Raw genomic sequence first — 18,671 nt, 5'->3', positions numbered from 1 at the left:
CGATGAACCCGCAAGTGGAAACAACCGAGGTCCTCGTGATCGGTGCCGGCCCGGCCGGCTCGGTCGCCGCGGCGATGCTGCGCAGGCAGGGCCGCCAGGTGCTGATGATCGAGCGCCAGCAGTTCCCGCGCTTCTCCATCGGCGAGAGCCTGCTGCCGCAGAGCATGGAATACATCGAAGCGGCGGGGCTGCTGCAGGACGTGGTGCAGGCCGGTTTTCAGTACAAGAACGGCGCGGCCTTCGTGCGCGGCGAGGCGAGCACCGAGTTCGATTTCCGCGACAAGTTCTCGCCCGGTTGGGGCACCACCTACCAGGTGCAGCGCGCCGACTTCGACAACGTGCTGGCACGCGGTGCCGAGCGCATGGGCACCACGCTGCGGTTTGGCGATGAAGTGCTGTCGGTGCAGCCGGGCCGGCCGGCGCGGGTGCAGGTACGCCGCCCCGATGGCAGCGAGTACACCATCGAAGCCGGCTTCATCCTCGACGCCAGCGGCTTCGCGCGGTTGTTGCCGCGCCTGTTGAACCTCGAATCGCCGTCGAACTTCCCGGTGCGCGGCGCGATCTTCTGCCACGTGCGCGACCATATCCCGGCCGACGCGGGCTTTGACCGCAACAAGATCCTGATCACCACCCATCCCGAGCACGTGGACGTGTGGTACTGGACCATCCCGTTCTCCAACGGCTGCTGCTCGCTGGGCGTGGTCGCCGAGCCCAGCTTCTTCGAGAAGTATCCCGGCAGCGACGAAGACAAGCTGCGCGCCATCGTCGGTGAAGACCCCAACCTGACCCGCCTGCTCGCCAACGCCGAGTGGGCCGTGCTGCCGGTGCGCACCATCACCGGGTACTCGGCCAACGTGTCCTCGTTGTGGGGCGAAGGCTACGCGCTGCTGGGCAACGCCGGCGAGTTCCTCGACCCGGTGTTCTCCTCGGGCGTCACCATTGCCTTCAAATCGGCGGAGCTGGCCAGCGCGTGCATTGCCCGCGAATACGACGGGCAGACGGTGGACTGGGAGAAGGACTTCTCCATTCCGCTGCGCGCCGGGGTCAAGACCTTCCGCCGCTTCGTCGAAGCCTGGTACGCCGGCGGCTTCCAGAAAATCATCTACCACCCCGACCCGCAGCCCGACGTGCGCCGCATGATCTCCTCGATCCTGGCCGGCTACGCCTGGGACACCCACAACCCGTACGTGGCCGATGACAGCGGCCGCCGCCTGCGGGTGCTGGAGGAACTGTGCAGCGGCTGATCGTCCTGTTGCTTGTCTGCGTGCTGCTGGCCTCCTGCGCCAGCACCCGAATGCCCGCGCCGCTGGTGCAGCTGCCCCCCCTGCAGCTGGCGCCGTCGGCGCTGCCGCAGCCGTTGCAGCTGCAGCAGCGCCTGCAGTTCCGCTTCGGCACCCACGAACGCGAGCTGGATGCGTTGCTGGAAGCCGACGGCAGCCAAGTGCGTCTGGCGGTGCAGGCCATGGGCCAGACCGGCGTGCGCATGGTCTGGGACGGCACCACGCTGGAACAGACCCGCGCGCCGTGGCTGCCGCCGCAGGTGCGCGGCGAGCGCGTGCTGGACGACCTGCAGTTCGCGCTGTGGCCGGCGCAGGCCATCCGCGCCGCCCTGCCGGCGGGCTGGACCCTGGTCGAGGAAGGCCGCGAGCGCCGCCTGGAGCAGGCCGGCAAGGCGTGGCTGCTGGTGGAACCGCTGCCCGATGGCCGCGTGCGCCTGCGCAACCTGGCCGAAGGCTATGAACTGGTGATTGAATCGTTGGACATGGGACAGGCACCGCCGTGAGCAGTAGCAGCAGCGCGATCTATCTGAATGACCTTGGCGTGGTCTGCGCGCTCGGCGGCGACCGCGCGCAGGTGCGCGCCGGCCTGTTTGCCGACCAGCCCGGCGGGCTCCGCGACAACGACCAGATCATCGCCGGCCGCACCCTGGCCCTGGGCGAAGTGACCACCCCACTGCCGGACCTGTCCGCGCTGCCGGTGGCGCTGCGCGGGCGCAACAACGCCCTGCTCGAGGCGGCCCTGGTGCAGATCCGCCCGGCCGTGGACGCGGCCATCGCGCGTCATGGCGCCGACCGGGTGGCGGTGATCATCGGCACCAGTACCTCGGGCATCGGGGAATCGGAAAACGCGCTGCGCTGCCATCGCGAAAGCGGCCAGTGGCCGCCGGGCTTCGATTACGCACAGCAGGAAATGGGCACCTCGGCGCGGTTCGTGCGTGAGCGCATCGGCAGCACCGGGCCGGCCTGGACCATCTCCACCGCCTGCTCGTCCAGCGCCAAGGCGCTGATGGCCGCCGCGCGCCTGCTGCGGGCCGGGGTGGTGGACGCGGTGGTGGCCGGCGGTGCCGATTCGATGTGCCGGTTCACCGTGGCCGGCTTCAGCGCGCTGGAGTCGGTCTCGGTGGCGCGCTGCAACCCGTTCTCGGCCAACCGCAACGGCATCAACATCGGCGAGGGCGCCGCACTGTTCCTGATGACCGCGACGCCCGGCCCGGTGTGCCTGGCCGGGTGGGGCGAGTCGTCCGACGCACACCACATGTCCGCGCCGGACCCGCAGGCACGCGGCGCGATCGACGCCATGCAGCAGGCGCTGGACCGGGCCGGCTGGGCGCCGTCGCAGGTGGATTACGTGAACCTGCACGGCACTGCCACCGGTCACAACGACGCGATGGAAAGCCAGGCCGTGGCGGCGGTGCTGGGCACCACGGTGCCGGCCAGCTCGACCAAGCCGCTGACCGGCCACACCCTGGGCGCGTCCGGGGCGATCGAAGCGGCGCTGTGCTGGATGGTGCTGGCCGACAATCCGCAGCAGCAGCTGCCCACCCACTGGTGGGACGGGCAGGGCGACGCCGCGTTGCCGGCGCTCGCGCTGGTGGCACCAGGCACCCACGCCGCCCGGGCGCCGCAGCACGTGCTCAGCCACTCGTTCGCCTTTGGCGGCAGCAATGCCGTCCTGGCCCTGGCGAAAGGACAAGCATGCAGCTGCCGCTGAACATCGATGAGGTGCTGCCCCACCGCGACAGCATGCGCCTGATCGACCGTCTGCTGGACTGGCAGCCGGAGTCGATCGTGGTCGAGGTGGACGTTCCCCATCAGGGCCTGTTCAACCATGCCGAGGGCGTTCCGGCCTGGGTGGGCGTGGAATACATGGCCCAGGCGATCGCCGCGTGGGCAGGCTGCAAGGCACGCCAGGCCGGGCGCGAGCCCTCGATCGGGTTCCTGCTGGGCACCCGCCGCTACACCGCGCACCAGCCGTACTTCGCCGCCGGCAGCTGCCTGCGGGTAGAGGCACAGTGCGAGCTGATGGGCGAAAATGGGCTGGGCATGTTCGCCTGCCGGATCCTGGCAGGCGCTACCGAATTGGCGGTCGCCAACGTATCGGTGTTCGAACCACGCGATGCGATGGCTTATCTGGAGAGTGGAGAGGCATGACAGGGAATCTCACAGTGCTGGTGACCGGCGCCAGCCGGGGCATCGGCCGCGCCATCGCGCTGCGCATCGCGCGCGACGGTTTCGATGTGGTGGTGCATTGCCGCAGCCGCATCGAGGAAGCACAGGACGTGGTGGCCCAGATCCAGGCACTGGGCCGGCAGGCCCGCGTGCTGATGTTCGACGTGGCCGACCGCGACGCTGCGCGTACCGCGCTGGAGGCCGACGTGGAGGCGCACGGCGCCTACTACGGGGTGGTCTGCAACGCAGGCATCGCCCGCGACGGCGCGTTCCCGGCGATGCCCGCCGAAGACTGGGACGCGGTGGTGCACACCAACCTGGACAGTTTCTACAACGTGCTGCATCCGCTGGTGATGCCGATGGTGCGGCGGCGCAAGCCGGGCCGCATCGTCACCCTGTCGTCGGTGTCGGGGCTGGTCGGCAACCGCGGGCAGACCAACTACAGCGCGGCCAAGGCCGGCATCATCGGCGCCACCAAGGCGCTGGCGCTGGAGCTGGCCAGCCGCGCGATCACCGTCAACTGCGTGGCCCCGGGCCTGATCGAGACCGACATGATCAACCAGGAAGTGCTGGACCACGCGCTCAAACTGATTCCCGCCGGGCGCATGGGCCAGCCGGACGAGGTCGCCCATGCGGTGTCCTTCCTGCTGTCCGAATCGGCCGGCTACATCACCCGCCAGGTGATCTCGGTCAATGGAGGCATGGTCTGATGAGCCGAACCGAACGTCGCGTGGTGGTCACCGGTGCCGCCGCGCTCAGCCCGCTGGGCCACGACTGGCCGAGCATCCGCGAGCGCCTGCACGCACGCGTCAACGCGGTGCGCTACATCCCCGAGTGGGAAGTGTTCGACGGCCTCAACACGCGCCTGGCCGCGCCCGTGCAGGACTACGACCTGCCGGCGCACTACAACCGCAAGACCACCCGCAGCATGGGCAAGGTGGCGGTGATGTCGGTGCGCGCCACCGAACTGGCGCTGGAATCGGCCGGCCTGCTCGGCCACCCGGTGCTGCGCAGTGGCATGGCCGGCGTGGCCTATGGCTCATCGTCGGGCAGCCACGAGGCCACCGCTGAATTTGGCCGCATGCTGCACGAACACACCACCGACGGCATCAGCGCCACTACCTACCTGAAAATGATGAGCCACACCTCGCCGGTCAACATCGGGGTGTTCTTCGGGTTGTCCGGTCGTGTGTACACCACGTCCAGCGCCTGTACGTCGGGCAGCCAGGGCGTGGGTGCCGGCTACGAGGCGATCCGCGGGGGCAAGCAGTTGGTGATGGTCACCGGGGGCGCCGAGCAGCTGGATGCCACGGCTGCGGCGGTGTTCGACACGCTGTTTGCCACCAGCGTGCGCAACGATGCGCCGCAGACCACGCCGAGCCCGTTCGACGCGCACCGCGATGGCCTGGTGCTGGGCGAGGGCGCCGGCACGCTGATCCTGGAAGAGCTGGAGCACGCGCAGGCACGCGGGGCGACGATCCTGGCCGAGGTGGTCGGGTATGGCACCAACAGCGACGGCCAGCACGTCACCCAGCCGAGCGCGGACACCATGGCCCAGGCGATGCGTCTGGCGCTGGAAGACGCGGGCCTGGAGGCAGCGCAGATCGGCTACGTGAACGCGCACGGCACGGCGACCGACCATGGCGACATCGCCGAGACCCAGGCCACCGCGCAGGTGTTCGGTCCGGGCATGCCGATCAGTTCGCTGAAGAGCTATGTGGGCCACATGCTGGGCGCCTGCGGTGCGTTCGAGGCCTGGATGACCATCGAGATGATGCGCGAGGGCTGGTTCGCACCGACCTTGAACCTGCATGAGGTGGACCCGCGCTGCGGCGCGCTGGACTACATCCAGGGCGAGGGCCGCGCGCTGCAGCCCGAGTACGTGATGAGCAACAACTTCGCCTTCGGTGGCATCAACACCTCGTTGATCTTCCGCCGCTGGCAGGCCTGATCTGATCCACCCGACCCGGGCACGGGTCGGTTCTTCCCAGCACCACCCCGCGTCCTACCAACAAGGAGAAAGTTGAATGCGTCGTTTTGCCCTGATTGCCGCCACCGCGCTGCTCGCCGTCGCCAGCACCGCCCAGGCCCGTGACACCCGTGTTGAACAATCGCTGCGTGAGCTGGTGAGCTCGCAGGCCGCCCGTGATGCCGGCATCGACGGCAGCGTGCGCTTCTATCTGGCCGGCGAGAAGGTCAACGTGCAGCAGCGCCTGGGCGAAGACGTGACCAACAAGAAGACCAACGCGGCCAACAAGAGCGACGAGGAAGCCTGCCGCTGGGTCGCCCTGTCGGCGCTGCGCGCGCTGCAGGACGGCGCCAAGTCGCGCAACGCCAACGCGGTGGTGGACATCGTGAGCTACTACAAGAAGAACGAGTTCAAGAGCACCACCAACTACGAGTGCTACGCCGGCACGATCATGGCCGGGGTCGCCCTCAAGGGCACCTACGCCAAGGTCAAGTAAGACTGCCGCCAGCCACCGCTCCGATGGGGGCGGTGGCTGCGCGTTGTTCTTCGATCGACGGCAACAGCAACAGCAACAGCAACAGCAACAGCCGCAGCAACAGCCGCAGCAACAGCCGCAGCAACAGCCGCAGCAACAGCCGCAGCAACAGCCAAAGCGATTTTTCACCTGTGCCGGGGAGGGCAGGCCTGTGTGGGTTTCCGGGGCACGCCGTAAATCCGTCCCTGGATGCTCGGTGTTGCCATCCATGGCAACACACGGCCCCGGCAACCCACACAGGCCTGCCCTAGGACAGTGTGTCGGTTCGCATGGAACGGCAAAGTCACCGGCAAGGCTAAAGCTCAGACCAAGGCGCCACCTGACCCAAGGCCGCGCGACCTGCTGGTATTGCCGAGCCACGCTCGGCAGCTCTTCCTCCCACGCCAAGAAAACCGGTGCTCCGCTCCGGCTGCTGCCGTGGCTGTTGCCCTGCTCGCCAAAAGCACCAGAAATTTCTGAAAGCGTTGGGGAGGGTGGATATCCGGGGCCCTGAGCCGCATGGATGCGGCGACGGAGCTTACAAGGATGTACTTGCAGCGTGCCCCGGATATCCACCCTCCCCAGCGCTCCCCCGCGAAAGGCGGCGCTGCTTTTGATCCAGCTCTGGCTCTGGCTGTAGCTTTAGCTCCAAAAAACCGGACAAAACCACCAAACCCACCTGAACAACCCCGCGACATTGATGAACCTGAATCTGCCGCGCGCCATCAAACCGCCAGTTAAGCCCGCTCCCGGCTTTCCCCCTTGCCTGCTTTACTCCACAATCATCCTATCTACTGCCAGGGCCAAGCCCCGCGGGCAATGCAAGCCTACGTCTACAAAAGCCAACGCAAGCAGGACACTTACGTCTACCTCGCCGTCCGTGATGACTTCAACGCCGTACCCGACGCGTTGAAGGCCAGCCTGGCGCCGTTCGCATTCGTCCTTGAAGTCGCCCTGACCCCCGACCGTCGCCTCGCCCTGGCCGACGCCGCGCAAGTGCGCGCCAACCTCGCCGAACGCGGCTTCCATCTGCAGATGCCCCCGCCGCTGGTCGCCCCCGTGCGCGTACCGCGCCGCGATGACTGACGCCCTGCGCAGCCGCGCCACCGCCATCGCCCTGGCCGCCGGCGTCCTCCTGGCCCTCGCCGCCGCACTCGGCGGCGTACCGGCCGCGCTCGGTGTCGCCCTCGCACAGCCAGCGTTCGCCCTCGGCATCTCCTGGTGGCGCCGCACCCGCCCCGTGCATCCGCTCGCCCAGCTCCTGCGCCAGGAACTGCCCGCACTGCTGGCCCCCTGGGTCGCCGGCCCCGTGCTGCTGGCCGCACTGGTCGCCTGGCCGCTCGGCGCACTGCATGACAGCGGCAGCCTCGCCGCCGTCCTCGGCCTCAGCGTCGCCGTCAGCGCCGCCCTGCTCGGCGTCTGGCGTACCTGGCCGCTGTGGAATGAAATCGAACGCACCGATGGCAGCCTCACCGACCACTGGCAGGCCCTGTCCGGCCGTGACCTGAGCGCCTGGCGTGGCCTGGCCGTCGCCGCCCTCGTCGTCGTGGTCTGCGCCCTGGTGGTGCTGCCCGCCTGGCCGGGCCTGGTCTCCGATGCGCTGCGCTGGCCGCTCACCCTCGCCATCGTCGTCCTCTCACCGCTGGCGCACCTGCTGCTGCAGGCCATCACCCCCGCCGCCCCGCTGGCCGTGCGTGGCCCGGCCGACCTCGACAACGACGCGGCCAGCGCCTTCGCCGCGCACGCCGCCGAACCCCAGCCGCTGGAGCCGCTGGGCACGCACGAACACCTGCCTGCCTTGTACGATGCCGCCCGCAGCGGCCGCGTCGACCGCGCCCTGCAGCTGCTCGCCGCCGGTGCCGACCCGCACGGCCTGCCCGATCCAGCCTGGCGCGACCAGCGCAACCTGCCGGTGCTCGCTGCCGTGCTGCCCGACCTGCGCCTGCTGCGCGAACTGATCGCGCGCGGCGTCGACATCAATGCCCCCTACCGGGGCATGACCCCGTTGCTGGCCGCCACCCGCGACAGCTGGCACGGCCGTCCCGAAGCCGTCATGACCCTGCTGGCCAACGGCGCCGATTCGCGCGCCGTCGACAGCGACGGCAACACCCCGTTGCATCATGCTGCCCGCAGTTCCGACCCGGGCGTGGCCGCACTGTTGCGCGATGCCGCCGCCGAAGTGGACGCACTCAACAAGGACAGCTGGTCGCCCCTGGCCGTGGCCTGCCAGGTTGGCAACTGGCGCCTGGCGCGGTTCCTGCTCGAGCGCGGCGCCAAAACCGAGCCGGCCGATGGCACCCCGGTCCTGCTGGCCGCCGCCGGTACCGAAGAAGACGATCCGGCGGGCGTGCAGCTGCTGCTCAAGCACAAGGCCCGCGCCGACGCGCGCGACCGCCAGCGCCGCAGCGCCCTGCACGAAGCCGCCCTGGCTGGCCATGTCGACATCATCGACGTCCTGCTGGCCGCCGGCGCCAACCTGGAATCGCGCGACGCCCTGTCACGCACGCCGTGGCTGGAAGCCGCCCGCGGTGGCCGTGCCGCCGTGATCGAACACCTGCTGCCGCACAAGCCCGACCTCAACGCGGTCGACCTGGAAGGGCGCAACGCCGTACTGCTGGCCTGCATGGCCGACAGCGTGTCGCCGCTGCTGGTGCGCCGCCTGCTGGAACTGGGCATCGCCGCCGACGTGCCCGATCCGCAGGGCCGTCGCGCCGTCGACATCGCCGCAAGCGCCGGCCGCTGGACCATCGTCTCGCTGCTCGACCGCAGCTACCCGCTGCCGGCGTCGGTCACCGATGGCCTGGGCACCGCCGATGCAGACGCGGACCCGTCCACCCCGACGCTGCCGGACCGGCCGCCGCTGGACCTGCTGCGCGACGCGCTGGGGTTCGGCAATTTCGACGGCATGGCCGCGCTGGCGCGGCTGTGCGATCCGCAGGAACTGGGCGGCCTGCTGCACGACGCCGAACTGGCGCTGGATCCGCAGGCGGTCGACTGGCTGCTGGCCCATGGTGCCGCGCCGGAAGTGCTCGACGCCTGCGGCGACACCCCGATGTTCGCCCTGCTGGCACGCGGCAACGATGCCGTGCCGGCACTGCAGGTGCTGCTGCGCCGCGGCGTCTCGCCGGCCGGTCGCGGTGGCCTGGCCCGTCTGCTCAGTGCCTGCGCCCAGCATGACCACGCCTCGCGGGGCCTGGAGCAGCTGGCCCTGGAACTGCTGGAGCGCGGCGCCGATCCGTTCGCCCCGTCACCAGCGGGCGATCCGCCGCTGTCACTGGCCGTGCGGCTGGGCTGGTTGCGGCTGCAGCACGCGCTGCTGGTACTGGGCGTGGACCGTGAGGCCCGCGACAGTCACGGCATGACCGCCCTGCACCTGGCCACGGCGCTGGCCCGCGAGGGCTCGCTGAAACTGCTGGTGCAGCAAGGCGCTTCGCCGGAAGCACGCGCGGCCGATGGCCAGACGCCGCTGGGCGTGGCGCTGTCGATCGGTCGCCGCGACCTCGCCGATTGGCTGGACTGGCGGGTGTGGCCGTTGCCGCGCCGCGTCCTGCGTGACGCCGACCTGCCGGCGGCCGCCATGTCCGGCGACGCCGATGCAGTGCGTCGCCTGATCGACCTGGGGTTTGCCGTGGACGTGGTGGATGCGCAGGGCTGCACCGCCCTGCTGCGCGCCGCCGGCGGCGGTCACCTGGCCGTGGTCGACCTGCTGCTGGCGCGCGGTGCCAACCCGCAGCACGCGGCGGCCAGCGGCGCCACGCCGTTGTCGGCGGCGGTCAGCATGCGCCAGATCGACATCGTGTCGGCGCTGCTCGACGCCGGCGCCGAACTGGAATACCGCCTGCCGGGCGGTGTCACCGTGCTGATGCTGGCCTCTGCGCTGGGCCTGCCCGACATCGTTGCGCGCCTGCTCACCGCCGGCGCCAACGTGCATGCCGGCGACGCGCAGCAGCTGGGCCCGCTGCATTGCGCGGCGCTGTACGGATTCAGCGCACGCGACCGCTCGCGCCTGCTTGCCCTGCTCGACACCCTGCTGCTGGCCGGCGCCGAACCGGACCAGGCCGCCGCGGGCTCGGTGACGCCGCTGCTGCTGCTGCTGGGCGCGCGTGCCGAACCGGGTACCGCCTGCGACGAACAGGTGGTGCTGGCGGCGGTGGAACGCCTGCTCGACGAGGACGTGTCGCTGGACGTACGCGATCCACGCGGGTTTGGTCCGCTGCATCTGGCGGCCCTGCACGGCCTGCCGTTGCTGGTGCAGCGCCTCATGCGTGCGGGCGCCGACCCGGACGTGCGCGATGCGCTCAACCGCAACCCGCGCGAGATCGCGGTCATGCGCGGCTTCATCGACGTGGCCGGCGAGTTCGCACCGCGCGTCCCCGGTGTGTCTTCGATGGCGCGGTTCCTGCGCGACAACGGCTGATCTCGCGCTCACCACGATCGTAGAGCCGACCGTGGGTCGGCTGCCGCCAATGCCGGGCGATGCCCGGTGCCGCTGCGTGCGGTTGCCGGGCAGAGCCCGGCACTACGGGTGTGGGTCAACTGTGCCGGTCGGATGCGTCCGTCTTTGCGTCGCGCTCCGCATCGGCCTCGAACAGACGCATCAGGTCGGCCCGCGCATCACGCGAGGTCTGGATCACCGCCGCTTCGTCGTCGTACACCAGGTACTGGTCGCGCAGCAGTTTCTCGTCGTGCTCGCGGAAGCGCTGCACGTGGCTGTGCGCGGTATCGGCCGGGAAGCCCAGCGCGATCAGCATGCGCTCGCTCAGCTCCAGGCTGGTGCCGAACACTTCACGGAACGGCTCGGCGGACATGTCCATCAAGCGCCACGCATGTTGGCGGTTGCGCGCCCGCACCAGCACCACCGCGTCGGGGTACATGCGCCGGATCAGCCGCGTGGCGCGCAGGTTGGCGTCCGGGTCGTCCAGCGTCACCACGTACACGCGGATGTGCTCGCCACCGGCGGCGCGCAGCATCTCCGGCCGGGTCGGGTCGCCGTAGTACAGCTTGTTGCCGAACCGGCGCAGGTCCGACACCGTGTCCGGGTTCGACTCCAGCGCCACGAACGGAATCTTCTGTGCGGTCAGCAGGCGCGCCACCACCTGCCCGAAGCGGCCCATGCCGGCGATCATCACCTGCGGCTGGGTGCCGCCGGTGTCGACGGTGTCGGCTGGCGGCGCGTTGCCCTTGGGCGCGTCCTCGCGGCCCAGCAGGCGCAGCAGCGCGATCATCAACAGCGGGGTGATCGCCATCGACAGGCCCACGATCGCCACAAGCCGGTCGTGGTTGGCGCTGCCCAGCAGGTGCGCGCGCTGCGCCTCGTTGAACACCACGAAGGCGAACTCACCGCCCAACCACAGCACGCTGCCCAGCATCACCGCATGCCGGGTGCGCAGCTTGGCCAGCTTGCCGATGCCGAACAGCAGACCGAACTTCACCACCAGCAGGATCGCCACGCCGGCGGCGATCATCGCCGGCTCGGCGACGATGCGGTCCAGGTCGATGCCCATGCCCACCGCGATGAAGAACAGCCCCAGCAGCAGTCCCTTGAACGGTTCGATCTGCGATTCCAGCTCGTGGCGGAATTCCGAATCGGACAGCAGCACGCCGGCCAGGAACGCGCCCAGGCTCGGGCTCAGCCCGGCCTCCTGCATGAACCACGCCGTGCCCAGCACCACCAGCAGCGCCATCGCGGTGAACACTTCCGGGCTGCGTGTGCGCGCGATGATGTTGAACAGCCGGCGCAGCACCGGCCGCCCGCACAGGATCACCACCGCCAGCGCGCCCAGCGCCACGGCCACGTCGCTCCACTGCAGGGTCTCGTTCTTGGCCCCGCCCAGCAGCGGAATCGCCGCCAGCAGGGGAATGGCGATCAGGTCCTGGAACAGCAGGATGGCAAACCCCAGCCGGCCGTAATCGCTGTTGATCGCCTTGTGCTCGGACAGCAGCTGCAGGCCCACCGCGGTGGACGACAGCGCAAGGGCAATGCCCACGATCAGCGCGCTCTTCCACTGGAAGTGGTCGAGCAGCAGCAGGCTGCCCAACACCAGTGCGCTCAGCGCCACCTGCAGCGCGCCGGCGCCGAACACCGAGCGCCGCATCACCTTCAGGCGGGCCGGGGACAGCTCCAGCCCGATCACGAACAGCAGCATTACCACGCCGATTTCGGCCGCGCCCAGGATGCGGTCGGCGTCCTGCACGAAGCCCAGGCCGTCCGGGCCCAGCACCACGCCTGCGGCCAGGTAGCCCAGCACCGCGCCGAAGCCCAGCTTCTTGAACACCGGCACGGCGATCACCGCTGCCAGCAGCAGCACCAGGGCCAGCTCAAGCGCGCCGCTATGCATGGAAGAACCTGCTCATGGGATCGTCGCCGGGCAACATCGAGGGAAAGGGCATCACGGCCCACGGCCGCCGCCCATTATGCGACGCGTACGTTGGCCCAACGTCAATCGCAGCCCAACACGGCAGCGGCGCCCGGGTTGACCCGCCCGGCGCCCGGGTCCAGACTGCCCGCCGCTGCCGGCATGTCCGGCAGTACACCCTTGCGGAGTCCCCGAACCGATGTCCAGCGACAGTAGAAGTCGACCTTGCTCGACGCCAGTGATGGCCACCGCCTGACGAGGGACGGTTCGCCACCGCTGGCGTCGCGCATGGCGATCCCCACAGGCGAACCCGATGAACCAGAAAGACCTGCTGCGCCCGGTGGCCGATGCCGCCGCCCTGAGCGCACCCCTGGCCAGCTTCAACACCGCCGACGCGGTGGAATTCCTCAATACCCTGGAGCTGTCGCGCGCCGCCGACACCTTGGCGGCCTTGCCGTTGCCGCGCGCGGTGAAGATGCTCGAACAGCCCGAGCTCAACCGCAGTGGCGACCTGGTGGCGCTGCTGCCGGTGGCCCGTGCCGCCGCGCTGCTGGGCCTGATGGCCGACGACCGTGCCACCGACATCGTCCATGAGCTGGACGAGGACGAACGCGCGCGCCTGATCCCGCTGCTCAGCGCCGACGCCCGCCAGTCCATCCAGCAGCTGCTCAGCTACCCCGCGCACACCGCTGGTGCGCTGATGACCACCGAGTTCGTCAGCGTGCCGGCCAACTGGACCGTCGGCCGCACCCTGCAGCACATCCGCGAAGTCGAGCGCACCCGCGAAACCGTCTACGCCATCTACGTGCTCGACCCGCACACCCACACCCTGGTGCAGGTGGTGACCATGCGCCGCCTGATCACCGGCCTGCCCGACGAGCCCATCCTCGACGTGGCCCAGACCAACCCGCCGGTCACCGTCGATGCCATGCTCGACCAGGAAGAAGTGGCCCAGCTGATCCGCCGCCACGACCTGCTCGCCATCCCCGTGGTGGACCCGGCCCAGCACGTGCTCGGCATCGTCACCGTGGACGACATCCTGGATGCCCTCATCGAGGAATCCACCGAAGACGCGCACAAGTTCGGCGGCATGGAAGCGCTGGAAAAGCCGTACATGCAGATCGGCTTCTTCGGCATGATCCGCAAGCGCGCCGGCTGGCTCAGCGTGCTGTTCCTGGGCGAAATGCTCACCGCCAGCGCCATGCAGCACTACGAGGACGAGCTGGCCCGCGCGGTCGTGCTCACCCTGTTCATTCCGCTGATCATGAGCTCGGGCGGCAACTCCGGCTCCCAGGCCACCTCCCTGCTGATCCGCAGCCTCGCTCTGCGCGAACTGCGCCTGCGCGACTGGTGGAAAGTGGCGCTGCGCGAAATCCCCACCGGCCTCACCCTCGGCGCCATCCTGGGCGTGCTGGCGATGATCCGCATCGTCTCCTGGCAGCTGCTCGGCCTGCACGATTACGGCCAGCACTGGCAGCTGCTCGCCCTCACCATCGGCGCGGCGCTGGTGGGCATCGTCACCTTCGGCTCGCTGTCCGGCTCGATGCTGCCCTTCATCCTCAAACGCCTCGGCTTCGACCCCGCCAGCGCCTCGGCCCCGTTCGTCGCCACCCTCGTGGACGTCACCGGCCTGGTCATCTACTTCAGCATCGCCGCGATGATCCTGCGCGGCACGTTGTTGTAGCCGGACACGGTGAGACGCAGCCACGCATGGCGTGGCTCTACCGGGGATGGTTTCCGTGTACGAGTCCCGACCGGGCAAAGGCTCTCGTGTCCGATGAAGCCAACCCGTCCAGGTGCGAGGCGGCAGGCCCAACCGGAACCGTTGTACGGCATGGATGCCGTACACGAGCCCCCAGGGACGGGTTTATCCCACCCACCACCGCACCCGTGTACCGTGTCATCCCATGTACCGGTGACTGATCGGCCCCATGAGCACCTACCACCTGCAATCCGTTTTCCGCCCGCAATCGGTTGCCGTCATCGGCGGCAGCCCGCGCGAACGCTCCGCCGGCCGCGCCGTCATGCGCAACCTGCGCAGCACCGGCTTCCCCGGCAAGGTGGCCTGGATCAACCCCCGCTACAGCGACATCGACGGCATCCGCACCGTCAAACGCCTCAAGGACCTCGACTGGGTCCCCGAACTGGTCGTCATCACCGCGCCGGCCAGCATCGTGCCCCAGGTCGTGGCCACCGCCGCCGAACGTGGCGTGGCCGCCGCCATCATCCTCACTGCCAACCTCGGCCAGGGCCCCGGCTCGCTGGCCGAGCAGGTGGAAACCGCCGCCCGCGCCAAGGGCCTGCGCATCCTCGGCCCGCACTGCCTGGGCGTCATCGCCCCGCACGCGCGCTTGAACGCCAGCATCGCCGCGCATTTCCCGCAGGCCGGCGACCTGGCGCTGATCTCCGAATCCAGCGCCATCGCCGCGGCCCTGGTCGAATGGGGCGTGGCGCGCTCGGTCGGCTTCTCCGCGGTCGTCTCGCTCGGCGACACCCTCGACGTCGACTTCGGTGACCTGCTCGACTACTTCGCCACCGACTACCGCACCCGCGCCATCCTGCTCTACGTCGAACACATCGGAGACGCGCGCAAGTTCATGTCGGCCGCGCGTGCCGCCGCACGTGCCAAGCCGGTGGTGGTGGTCAAATCCGGCCGCCACATCCGCATCAACCCCGATGCCGACACCCACGTGCAGGCGCTGGCCAGCGCCGACGCCGTGTACGGCGCGGCCTTCAACCGCGCCGGCCTGCTGCGCGTGGGGGCACTGGACGAACTGTTCACCGCCGCCGAAACGCTTGGCCGCCTCGGTACCTTCCCCGGCCGCCGGCTGGCCATCCTCAGCAACGGCGGCGGGGTAGGGCGCCTGGCCGTGGACCAGCTGCTGGCCCTGCGCGGCAGCCTGGCCGAGTTGTCGCCGGCCACCGTGGCGCAGCTGGACAGCGTGCTGCCGCAGGGCTGGTCGCGCAGCAACCCGGTCGACATCGTGGTCGACGCCGATGGTGAGCGCTATGCCGCCGCCATCGACGCGCTGATGTCCGACAGCGAAAACGATGCCGTGCTGGTGGTCAACGTGCCCACCGCGTTCACCTCCTCGGCCGACGCCGCCCAAGCCCTCACCCGCACGCTGGGCCTGCGCCCGCGCCACCACCGCGACAAACCCGTGTTCGCGGTCTGGCTCGGCAACGATGACCGCGCCACCGCCACGCTCAACGCCGCGCGTGTGCCCACCTATCCCACCGAAGCCGAGGCCGTGCGCGGCTTCCAGCACCTGGTGCGTTACCGCGACGCGCAGGCCGCGCTGATGGAAACCCCGCCCAGCCTGCCCGAAGATTTCGTGGTCGATACCACCACCGCGCGCGCGCTGGTCGAGGCGGCGCTGGCGGCCGGGCAGCAGTGGCTGGACCCGATCGCCACCCACCAGCTGCTCACCGCCTATGGCATTCCGTCGGCGCCGGTGATGCAGGCCCGCGACGCGCGCGAGGCCATGGAGCTGGCCCAGCCGCTGCTGGAGCAGGGCGCCACCGTGGCGGTGAAGGTGTTTTCCGCCGACATCCCGCACAAGTCCGACGTGGACGGCGTGCGCCTCAACCTCGGCTCGCTGCAGGCGGTGCATGCGGCGGCCACCTCGATCATCGCGCGCGCGCATGAGAAGCGCCCCGATGCCCGCATCGACGGCGTGCTGGTGCAGCCCACCATCGTGCGCCCCAAGGCGCGCGAGCTGATCGCCGGCATCGCCGACGACCCCACCTTCGGACCGGTGATCGTGTTCGGCCGCGGCGGTACCGCCGTCGAAGTGATCGACGACAAGGCGCTTGCGCTGCCGCCGCTGGACCTGCGCCTGTCGCACGAGCTGATCGGCCGCACCCGCGTCTCGCGCATCCTCAAGGCCTACCGCGACGTGCCGGCGGCCGATGAGCGCGCCGTGGCGCTGATCCTGGTCAAGCTGGCGCAGCTGGCCGCCGACATTCCCGAGATCCGCAGCCTGGACATCAACCCGCTGCTCGCCGACCGTGACGGGGTGATCGCGCTCGATGCACGCGTGGCCATCGCGCCCTCGCGCAAACTGCACAAGGGCCGTGGCCATCCGCGCTTTGCGGTGTTCCCGTATCCCAAGGAATGGGAACGCACCATTACCCTGTCCGACGGCGCGCCGGCCTTCGTGCGCCCGGTACGGCCGGAAGACGATGCGCTGTTCCGCGCGTTCTTCGCCCGCGTCACCGACGACGACCTGCGCCTGCGTTTCTTCCAGTCGGTGAAGCACTTCAGCCATGAATTCATCGCGCGCCTGACCCAGCTCGATTACGCCCGGTCGATCGCGCTGGTGGCCATCGACCCGCGCAGCGGCGACATGCTCGGCGCGGTGCGCCTGCACGCCGACGCCGACTACGACCGCGGCGAGTACGGCATCCTGATCCGCTCGGATCTCAAAGGACACGGCATCGGCTGGCGGCTGATGGCGATCATGATCGAGTACGCCAAGTGGCTGGGCCTGAACATTGTCGAAGGGCAGGTGCTGCGCGAGAACAGCACCATGCTGGCGATGTGCCAGAGCCTGGGCTTCAAGACCAGGCTGGACCCGGACGACTCCACGGTCATGGTGGTGACCTTGCCGGTGCAGGAGGTGCAGGTGCCGGACGTGCCAGATACCGCAACGCACTGAGCCGTCGGCGGCACAGACCGTGCACGTCGGCGCGGCGACAATAGGCCCATGACCGACCGCCTCCCCCTGCTGCTGCTCCCCGGCCTGCTCAACGACGCTGAACTCTGGCGTGCGCAGATCGCCGACCTGTCCGATATCGCGGACTGCATCGTAGGCGACCAGACCCGGGGCGAGACGATGCAGGCCGTGGTCGACGACGTGCTGGCGCAGGCGCCTGAGCGTTTCGCCCTGGCAGGTTTCTCGCTCGGCGGCTTCGTCGCCCAGCAGATCCTGCGCACCGCACCGGAGCGTGTGCTGCGGCTTGCGTTGATCGACACCTCGATCCACGCCGACTCGCCCGAGCGCGCCGCCCAGCGCCAGTCGCAGCGTGCCAGCGTGCGCCTGCCCGGCACCTTCCACGGCTTTGGCGACAAGCTGATGCGCAGCTACATCGACGCCTCGCGGCTGGATGACTACGTGCTGGTGCAGCGCGTGCGTGACATGACCGCGCGGCTGGGTGCTGATGTATTCCTGCGCCAGAGCGCGCTGGAACGAGGTGATGGCCACGACGTACTGGCCGGCTTCCGCGATCCGCTGTTGATCGTGTGCGGCGCCAACGACCGCATCACCCCGCTGCCGATCAGCGAGGAGATGCATGCGCTGGTGCCAGGCTCCACGCTGGTGGTGCTGCCCGATTGCGGGCACCTGGCGCCGATGGAGAAACCGGAAGAAGTCAGCGCCGCGATGCGTGCGTGGTTGCAGGCCTGATCCGGCACTGTCGCCGCATCGGTCGGGCGCTACCGCTCAATCCCAGACCGGCGAAAATCCCTGGGGTAGGTGCCGACCGTTGGTCGGCACGCCCCCACGCCCGACCAACGGTCGGGCGCTACCGGTTAATCCCAGGCCGGCGCAATCCCGTCCGGGTTGGCCAGCCGCTGGCCGCGGTCCAGCGTGGCGATCTGCGCCATGTCCGCATCGCTCAGGTGCAGGTCGGCGGCGAGCAGGTTGCTGGCCAGGTTCTCGCGCTTGGTGGAAGAGGGGATCACCGCGAAACCCTGCTGCAGCGCCCACGCCAGCGCCACCTGGGCCGCGGTGGCCTGGTGGCGTTCGGCGATCGACTGGATCACCGGGTCCTTGAGCACTTCGCCGTAGGCCAGGCTCATGTAGGCGGTCACGTGGATGCCCTGTTCCTTCAGGAACGCGATCAGGGCGCGGTTCTGCAGGTGGGGGTGGACTTCGATCTGGTTGGTGGCGATGGCATCGGCGCCCAGGATCGCGATGGCCTGGCGGGTCAGGTCGATGGTGAAGTTGGAGATGCCGATCTGGCGGGTCAGGCCCAGCGACTTCGCTTCGGCCAAGGCGCCCAGGTACTCGGCCATCGGCACCGCATCCTTGGGCGAGGGCCAGTGGATCAGGGTCAGCTCGACGTGGTCGGTGCGCAGCTTGCGCAGGCTCTCGCGCAGGCTGTCCAGCAGCGCGTCGTGGCTGAAGTTGGCGATCCACACCTTGGTGGTCAGAAACAGATCATCGCGGGCCACGCCGGATTCAGCGATGGCCTGGCCAACCTCGGCCTCGTTGTCGTAGATCTGCGCGGTGTCGACGGCGCGGTAGCCCACGTCCAATGCGTTGCGGACCGAGTCGATGACGGTCTGGCCCTTCAGGCGGAAGGTGCCGAGGCCGAATGCGGGAATGCTCATGGAAACTCCTTCATGGGGTGAGGTGCAGGCTACGCCGTGCACCGTA

15 protein-coding genes are annotated in these 18,671 nt (G+C 69.5%); 12 read left to right on the top strand and 3 right to left on the bottom strand.

Annotation, left to right across the window (positions count from 1 at the left end):
- Positions 1-2 precede the first annotated feature (2 nt).
- From GQ674_RS18930 to GQ674_RS18900, 7 genes are all read left to right on the top strand, one after another.
- Complete coding sequence (locus GQ674_RS18930; RefSeq protein ID WP_159498389.1) at positions 3-1,244, top strand: NAD(P)/FAD-dependent oxidoreductase; 1,242 nt, start codon at positions 3-5, stop codon at positions 1,242-1,244.
- On the top strand, positions 1,232-1,783 hold the full coding sequence (locus GQ674_RS18925; RefSeq protein ID WP_159498387.1) for a DUF3261 domain-containing protein: 552 nt from the start codon (positions 1,232-1,234) through the stop codon (positions 1,781-1,783). The genes GQ674_RS18930 and GQ674_RS18925 overlap by 13 nt, the downstream gene beginning before the upstream one ends.
- A complete protein-coding gene (locus GQ674_RS18920; protein ID WP_159498385.1) occupies positions 1,780-2,991 on the top strand; it encodes a beta-ketoacyl-[acyl-carrier-protein] synthase family protein in 1,212 nt (403 codons plus the stop codon). The genes GQ674_RS18925 and GQ674_RS18920 overlap by 4 nt, the downstream gene beginning before the upstream one ends.
- A complete protein-coding gene (locus tag GQ674_RS18915) occupies positions 2,976-3,431 on the top strand; it encodes a hotdog family protein (RefSeq protein WP_128096732.1) in 456 nt (151 codons plus the stop codon). The genes GQ674_RS18920 and GQ674_RS18915 overlap by 16 nt, the downstream gene beginning before the upstream one ends.
- Positions 3,428-4,159, top strand: coding sequence for a 3-oxoacyl-ACP reductase FabG (fabG, locus tag GQ674_RS18910; protein WP_038685546.1), 732 nt, complete (start codon positions 3,428-3,430; stop codon positions 4,157-4,159). The genes GQ674_RS18915 and fabG overlap by 4 nt, the downstream gene beginning before the upstream one ends.
- Positions 4,159-5,400 (top strand): beta-ketoacyl-ACP synthase, encoded by a 1,242-nt coding sequence (locus GQ674_RS18905; RefSeq protein ID WP_159498383.1) that lies wholly within the window; start codon positions 4,159-4,161, stop codon positions 5,398-5,400. The genes fabG and GQ674_RS18905 overlap by 1 nt, the downstream gene beginning before the upstream one ends.
- 76 nt (positions 5,401-5,476) lie before the next feature.
- A complete protein-coding gene (locus tag GQ674_RS18900; protein ID WP_159498381.1) occupies positions 5,477-5,914 on the top strand; it encodes an excinuclease ATPase subunit in 438 nt (145 codons plus the stop codon).
- Here GQ674_RS18900 and GQ674_RS21530 read toward each other — a convergent pair.
- A complete protein-coding gene (locus GQ674_RS21530) occupies positions 5,907-6,062 on the bottom strand; it encodes a hypothetical protein (RefSeq protein WP_201290182.1) in 156 nt (51 codons plus the stop codon). The genes GQ674_RS18900 and GQ674_RS21530 overlap by 8 nt on opposite strands.
- Positions 6,063-6,751: 689 nt before the next feature.
- On the opposite strand from GQ674_RS21530, the gene GQ674_RS18890 reads away from it, so the two are divergent.
- Both GQ674_RS18890 and GQ674_RS18885 read left to right on the top strand, forming a co-directional pair.
- Positions 6,752-7,018: a YcgL domain-containing protein gene (locus GQ674_RS18890; RefSeq protein ID WP_128096105.1), complete on the top strand. Its 267-nt coding sequence runs from the start codon at positions 6,752-6,754 to the stop codon at positions 7,016-7,018.
- Positions 7,011-10,349: an ankyrin repeat domain-containing protein gene (locus GQ674_RS18885; protein ID WP_159498377.1), complete on the top strand. Its 3,339-nt coding sequence runs from the start codon at positions 7,011-7,013 to the stop codon at positions 10,347-10,349. Before GQ674_RS18890 ends, GQ674_RS18885 begins: the two co-directional genes overlap by 8 nt.
- Before the next feature lie 115 nt (positions 10,350-10,464).
- Here GQ674_RS18885 and GQ674_RS18880 read toward each other — a convergent pair whose 3' ends face one another.
- Positions 10,465-12,270, bottom strand: a complete 1,806-nt coding sequence (locus tag GQ674_RS18880; RefSeq protein ID WP_159498375.1) for a monovalent cation:proton antiporter-2 (CPA2) family protein — start codon at positions 12,268-12,270, stop codon at positions 10,465-10,467.
- A gap of 331 nt (positions 12,271-12,601) precedes the next feature.
- Between GQ674_RS18880 and mgtE the strand changes: the two genes are divergently transcribed.
- The 3 genes from mgtE (at position 12,602) to GQ674_RS18865 (ending at position 17,696) form a co-directional block, all read left to right on the top strand.
- The gene (mgtE, locus tag GQ674_RS18875) at positions 12,602-13,972 is read left to right on the top strand and encodes a magnesium transporter (RefSeq protein ID WP_159498373.1); all 1,371 of its coding nucleotides are present in this window, start codon (positions 12,602-12,604) and stop codon (positions 13,970-13,972) included.
- Positions 13,973-14,219: 247 nt separating this feature from the next.
- The gene (locus GQ674_RS18870) at positions 14,220-16,949 is read left to right on the top strand and encodes a bifunctional acetate--CoA ligase family protein/GNAT family N-acetyltransferase (RefSeq protein ID WP_141058887.1); all 2,730 of its coding nucleotides are present in this window, start codon (positions 14,220-14,222) and stop codon (positions 16,947-16,949) included.
- Positions 16,950-16,997: 48 nt separating this feature from the next.
- On the top strand, positions 16,998-17,696 hold the full coding sequence (locus tag GQ674_RS18865; protein WP_159498371.1) for an alpha/beta fold hydrolase: 699 nt from the start codon (positions 16,998-17,000) through the stop codon (positions 17,694-17,696).
- Positions 17,697-17,821: 125 nt separating this feature from the next.
- Here GQ674_RS18865 and dkgB read toward each other — a convergent pair whose 3' ends face one another.
- The gene (gene dkgB / locus GQ674_RS18860; protein WP_159498369.1) at positions 17,822-18,625 is read right to left on the bottom strand and encodes a 2,5-didehydrogluconate reductase DkgB; all 804 of its coding nucleotides are present in this window, start codon (positions 18,623-18,625) and stop codon (positions 17,822-17,824) included.
- Positions 18,626-18,671 lie beyond the last annotated feature (46 nt).

This window comes from Stenotrophomonas sp. 364, from assembly GCF_009832905.1.
GTDB lineage: Bacteria > Pseudomonadota > Gammaproteobacteria > Xanthomonadales > Xanthomonadaceae > Stenotrophomonas > Stenotrophomonas maltophilia_AP.
This window is presented reverse-complemented; position numbering and strand designations above follow the sequence as displayed.

What these genes read in the sequence shown, in the direction of transcription:
- GQ674_RS18890 (WP_128096105.1), top strand. Translation starts at nt 6,752, where the DNA reads ATGCAAGCCTACGTCTACAAAAGCCAACGCAAGCAGGACACTTACGTC.
- GQ674_RS18900 (WP_159498381.1), top strand. Translation starts at nt 5,477, where the DNA reads ATGCGTCGTTTTGCCCTGATTGCCGCCACCGCGCTGCTCGCCGTCGCC.
- dkgB (WP_159498369.1), bottom strand. Translation starts at nt 18,625, where the DNA reads ATGAGCATTCCCGCATTCGGCCTCGGCACCTTCCGCCTGAAGGGCCAG.
- mgtE (WP_159498373.1), top strand. Translation starts at nt 12,602, where the DNA reads ATGAACCAGAAAGACCTGCTGCGCCCGGTGGCCGATGCCGCCGCCCTG.
- GQ674_RS18885 (WP_159498377.1), top strand. Translation starts at nt 7,011, where the DNA reads ATGACTGACGCCCTGCGCAGCCGCGCCACCGCCATCGCCCTGGCCGCC.
- GQ674_RS18930 (WP_159498389.1), top strand. Translation starts at nt 3, where the DNA reads ATGAACCCGCAAGTGGAAACAACCGAGGTCCTCGTGATCGGTGCCGGC.
- GQ674_RS18865 (WP_159498371.1), top strand. Translation starts at nt 16,998, where the DNA reads ATGACCGACCGCCTCCCCCTGCTGCTGCTCCCCGGCCTGCTCAACGAC.
- fabG (WP_038685546.1), top strand. Translation starts at nt 3,428, where the DNA reads ATGACAGGGAATCTCACAGTGCTGGTGACCGGCGCCAGCCGGGGCATC.
- GQ674_RS18870 (WP_141058887.1), top strand. Translation starts at nt 14,220, where the DNA reads ATGAGCACCTACCACCTGCAATCCGTTTTCCGCCCGCAATCGGTTGCC.
- GQ674_RS18880 (WP_159498375.1), bottom strand. Translation starts at nt 12,270, where the DNA reads ATGCATAGCGGCGCGCTTGAGCTGGCCCTGGTGCTGCTGCTGGCAGCG.
- GQ674_RS18905 (WP_159498383.1), top strand. Translation starts at nt 4,159, where the DNA reads ATGAGCCGAACCGAACGTCGCGTGGTGGTCACCGGTGCCGCCGCGCTC.
- GQ674_RS18915 (WP_128096732.1), top strand. Translation starts at nt 2,976, where the DNA reads ATGCAGCTGCCGCTGAACATCGATGAGGTGCTGCCCCACCGCGACAGC.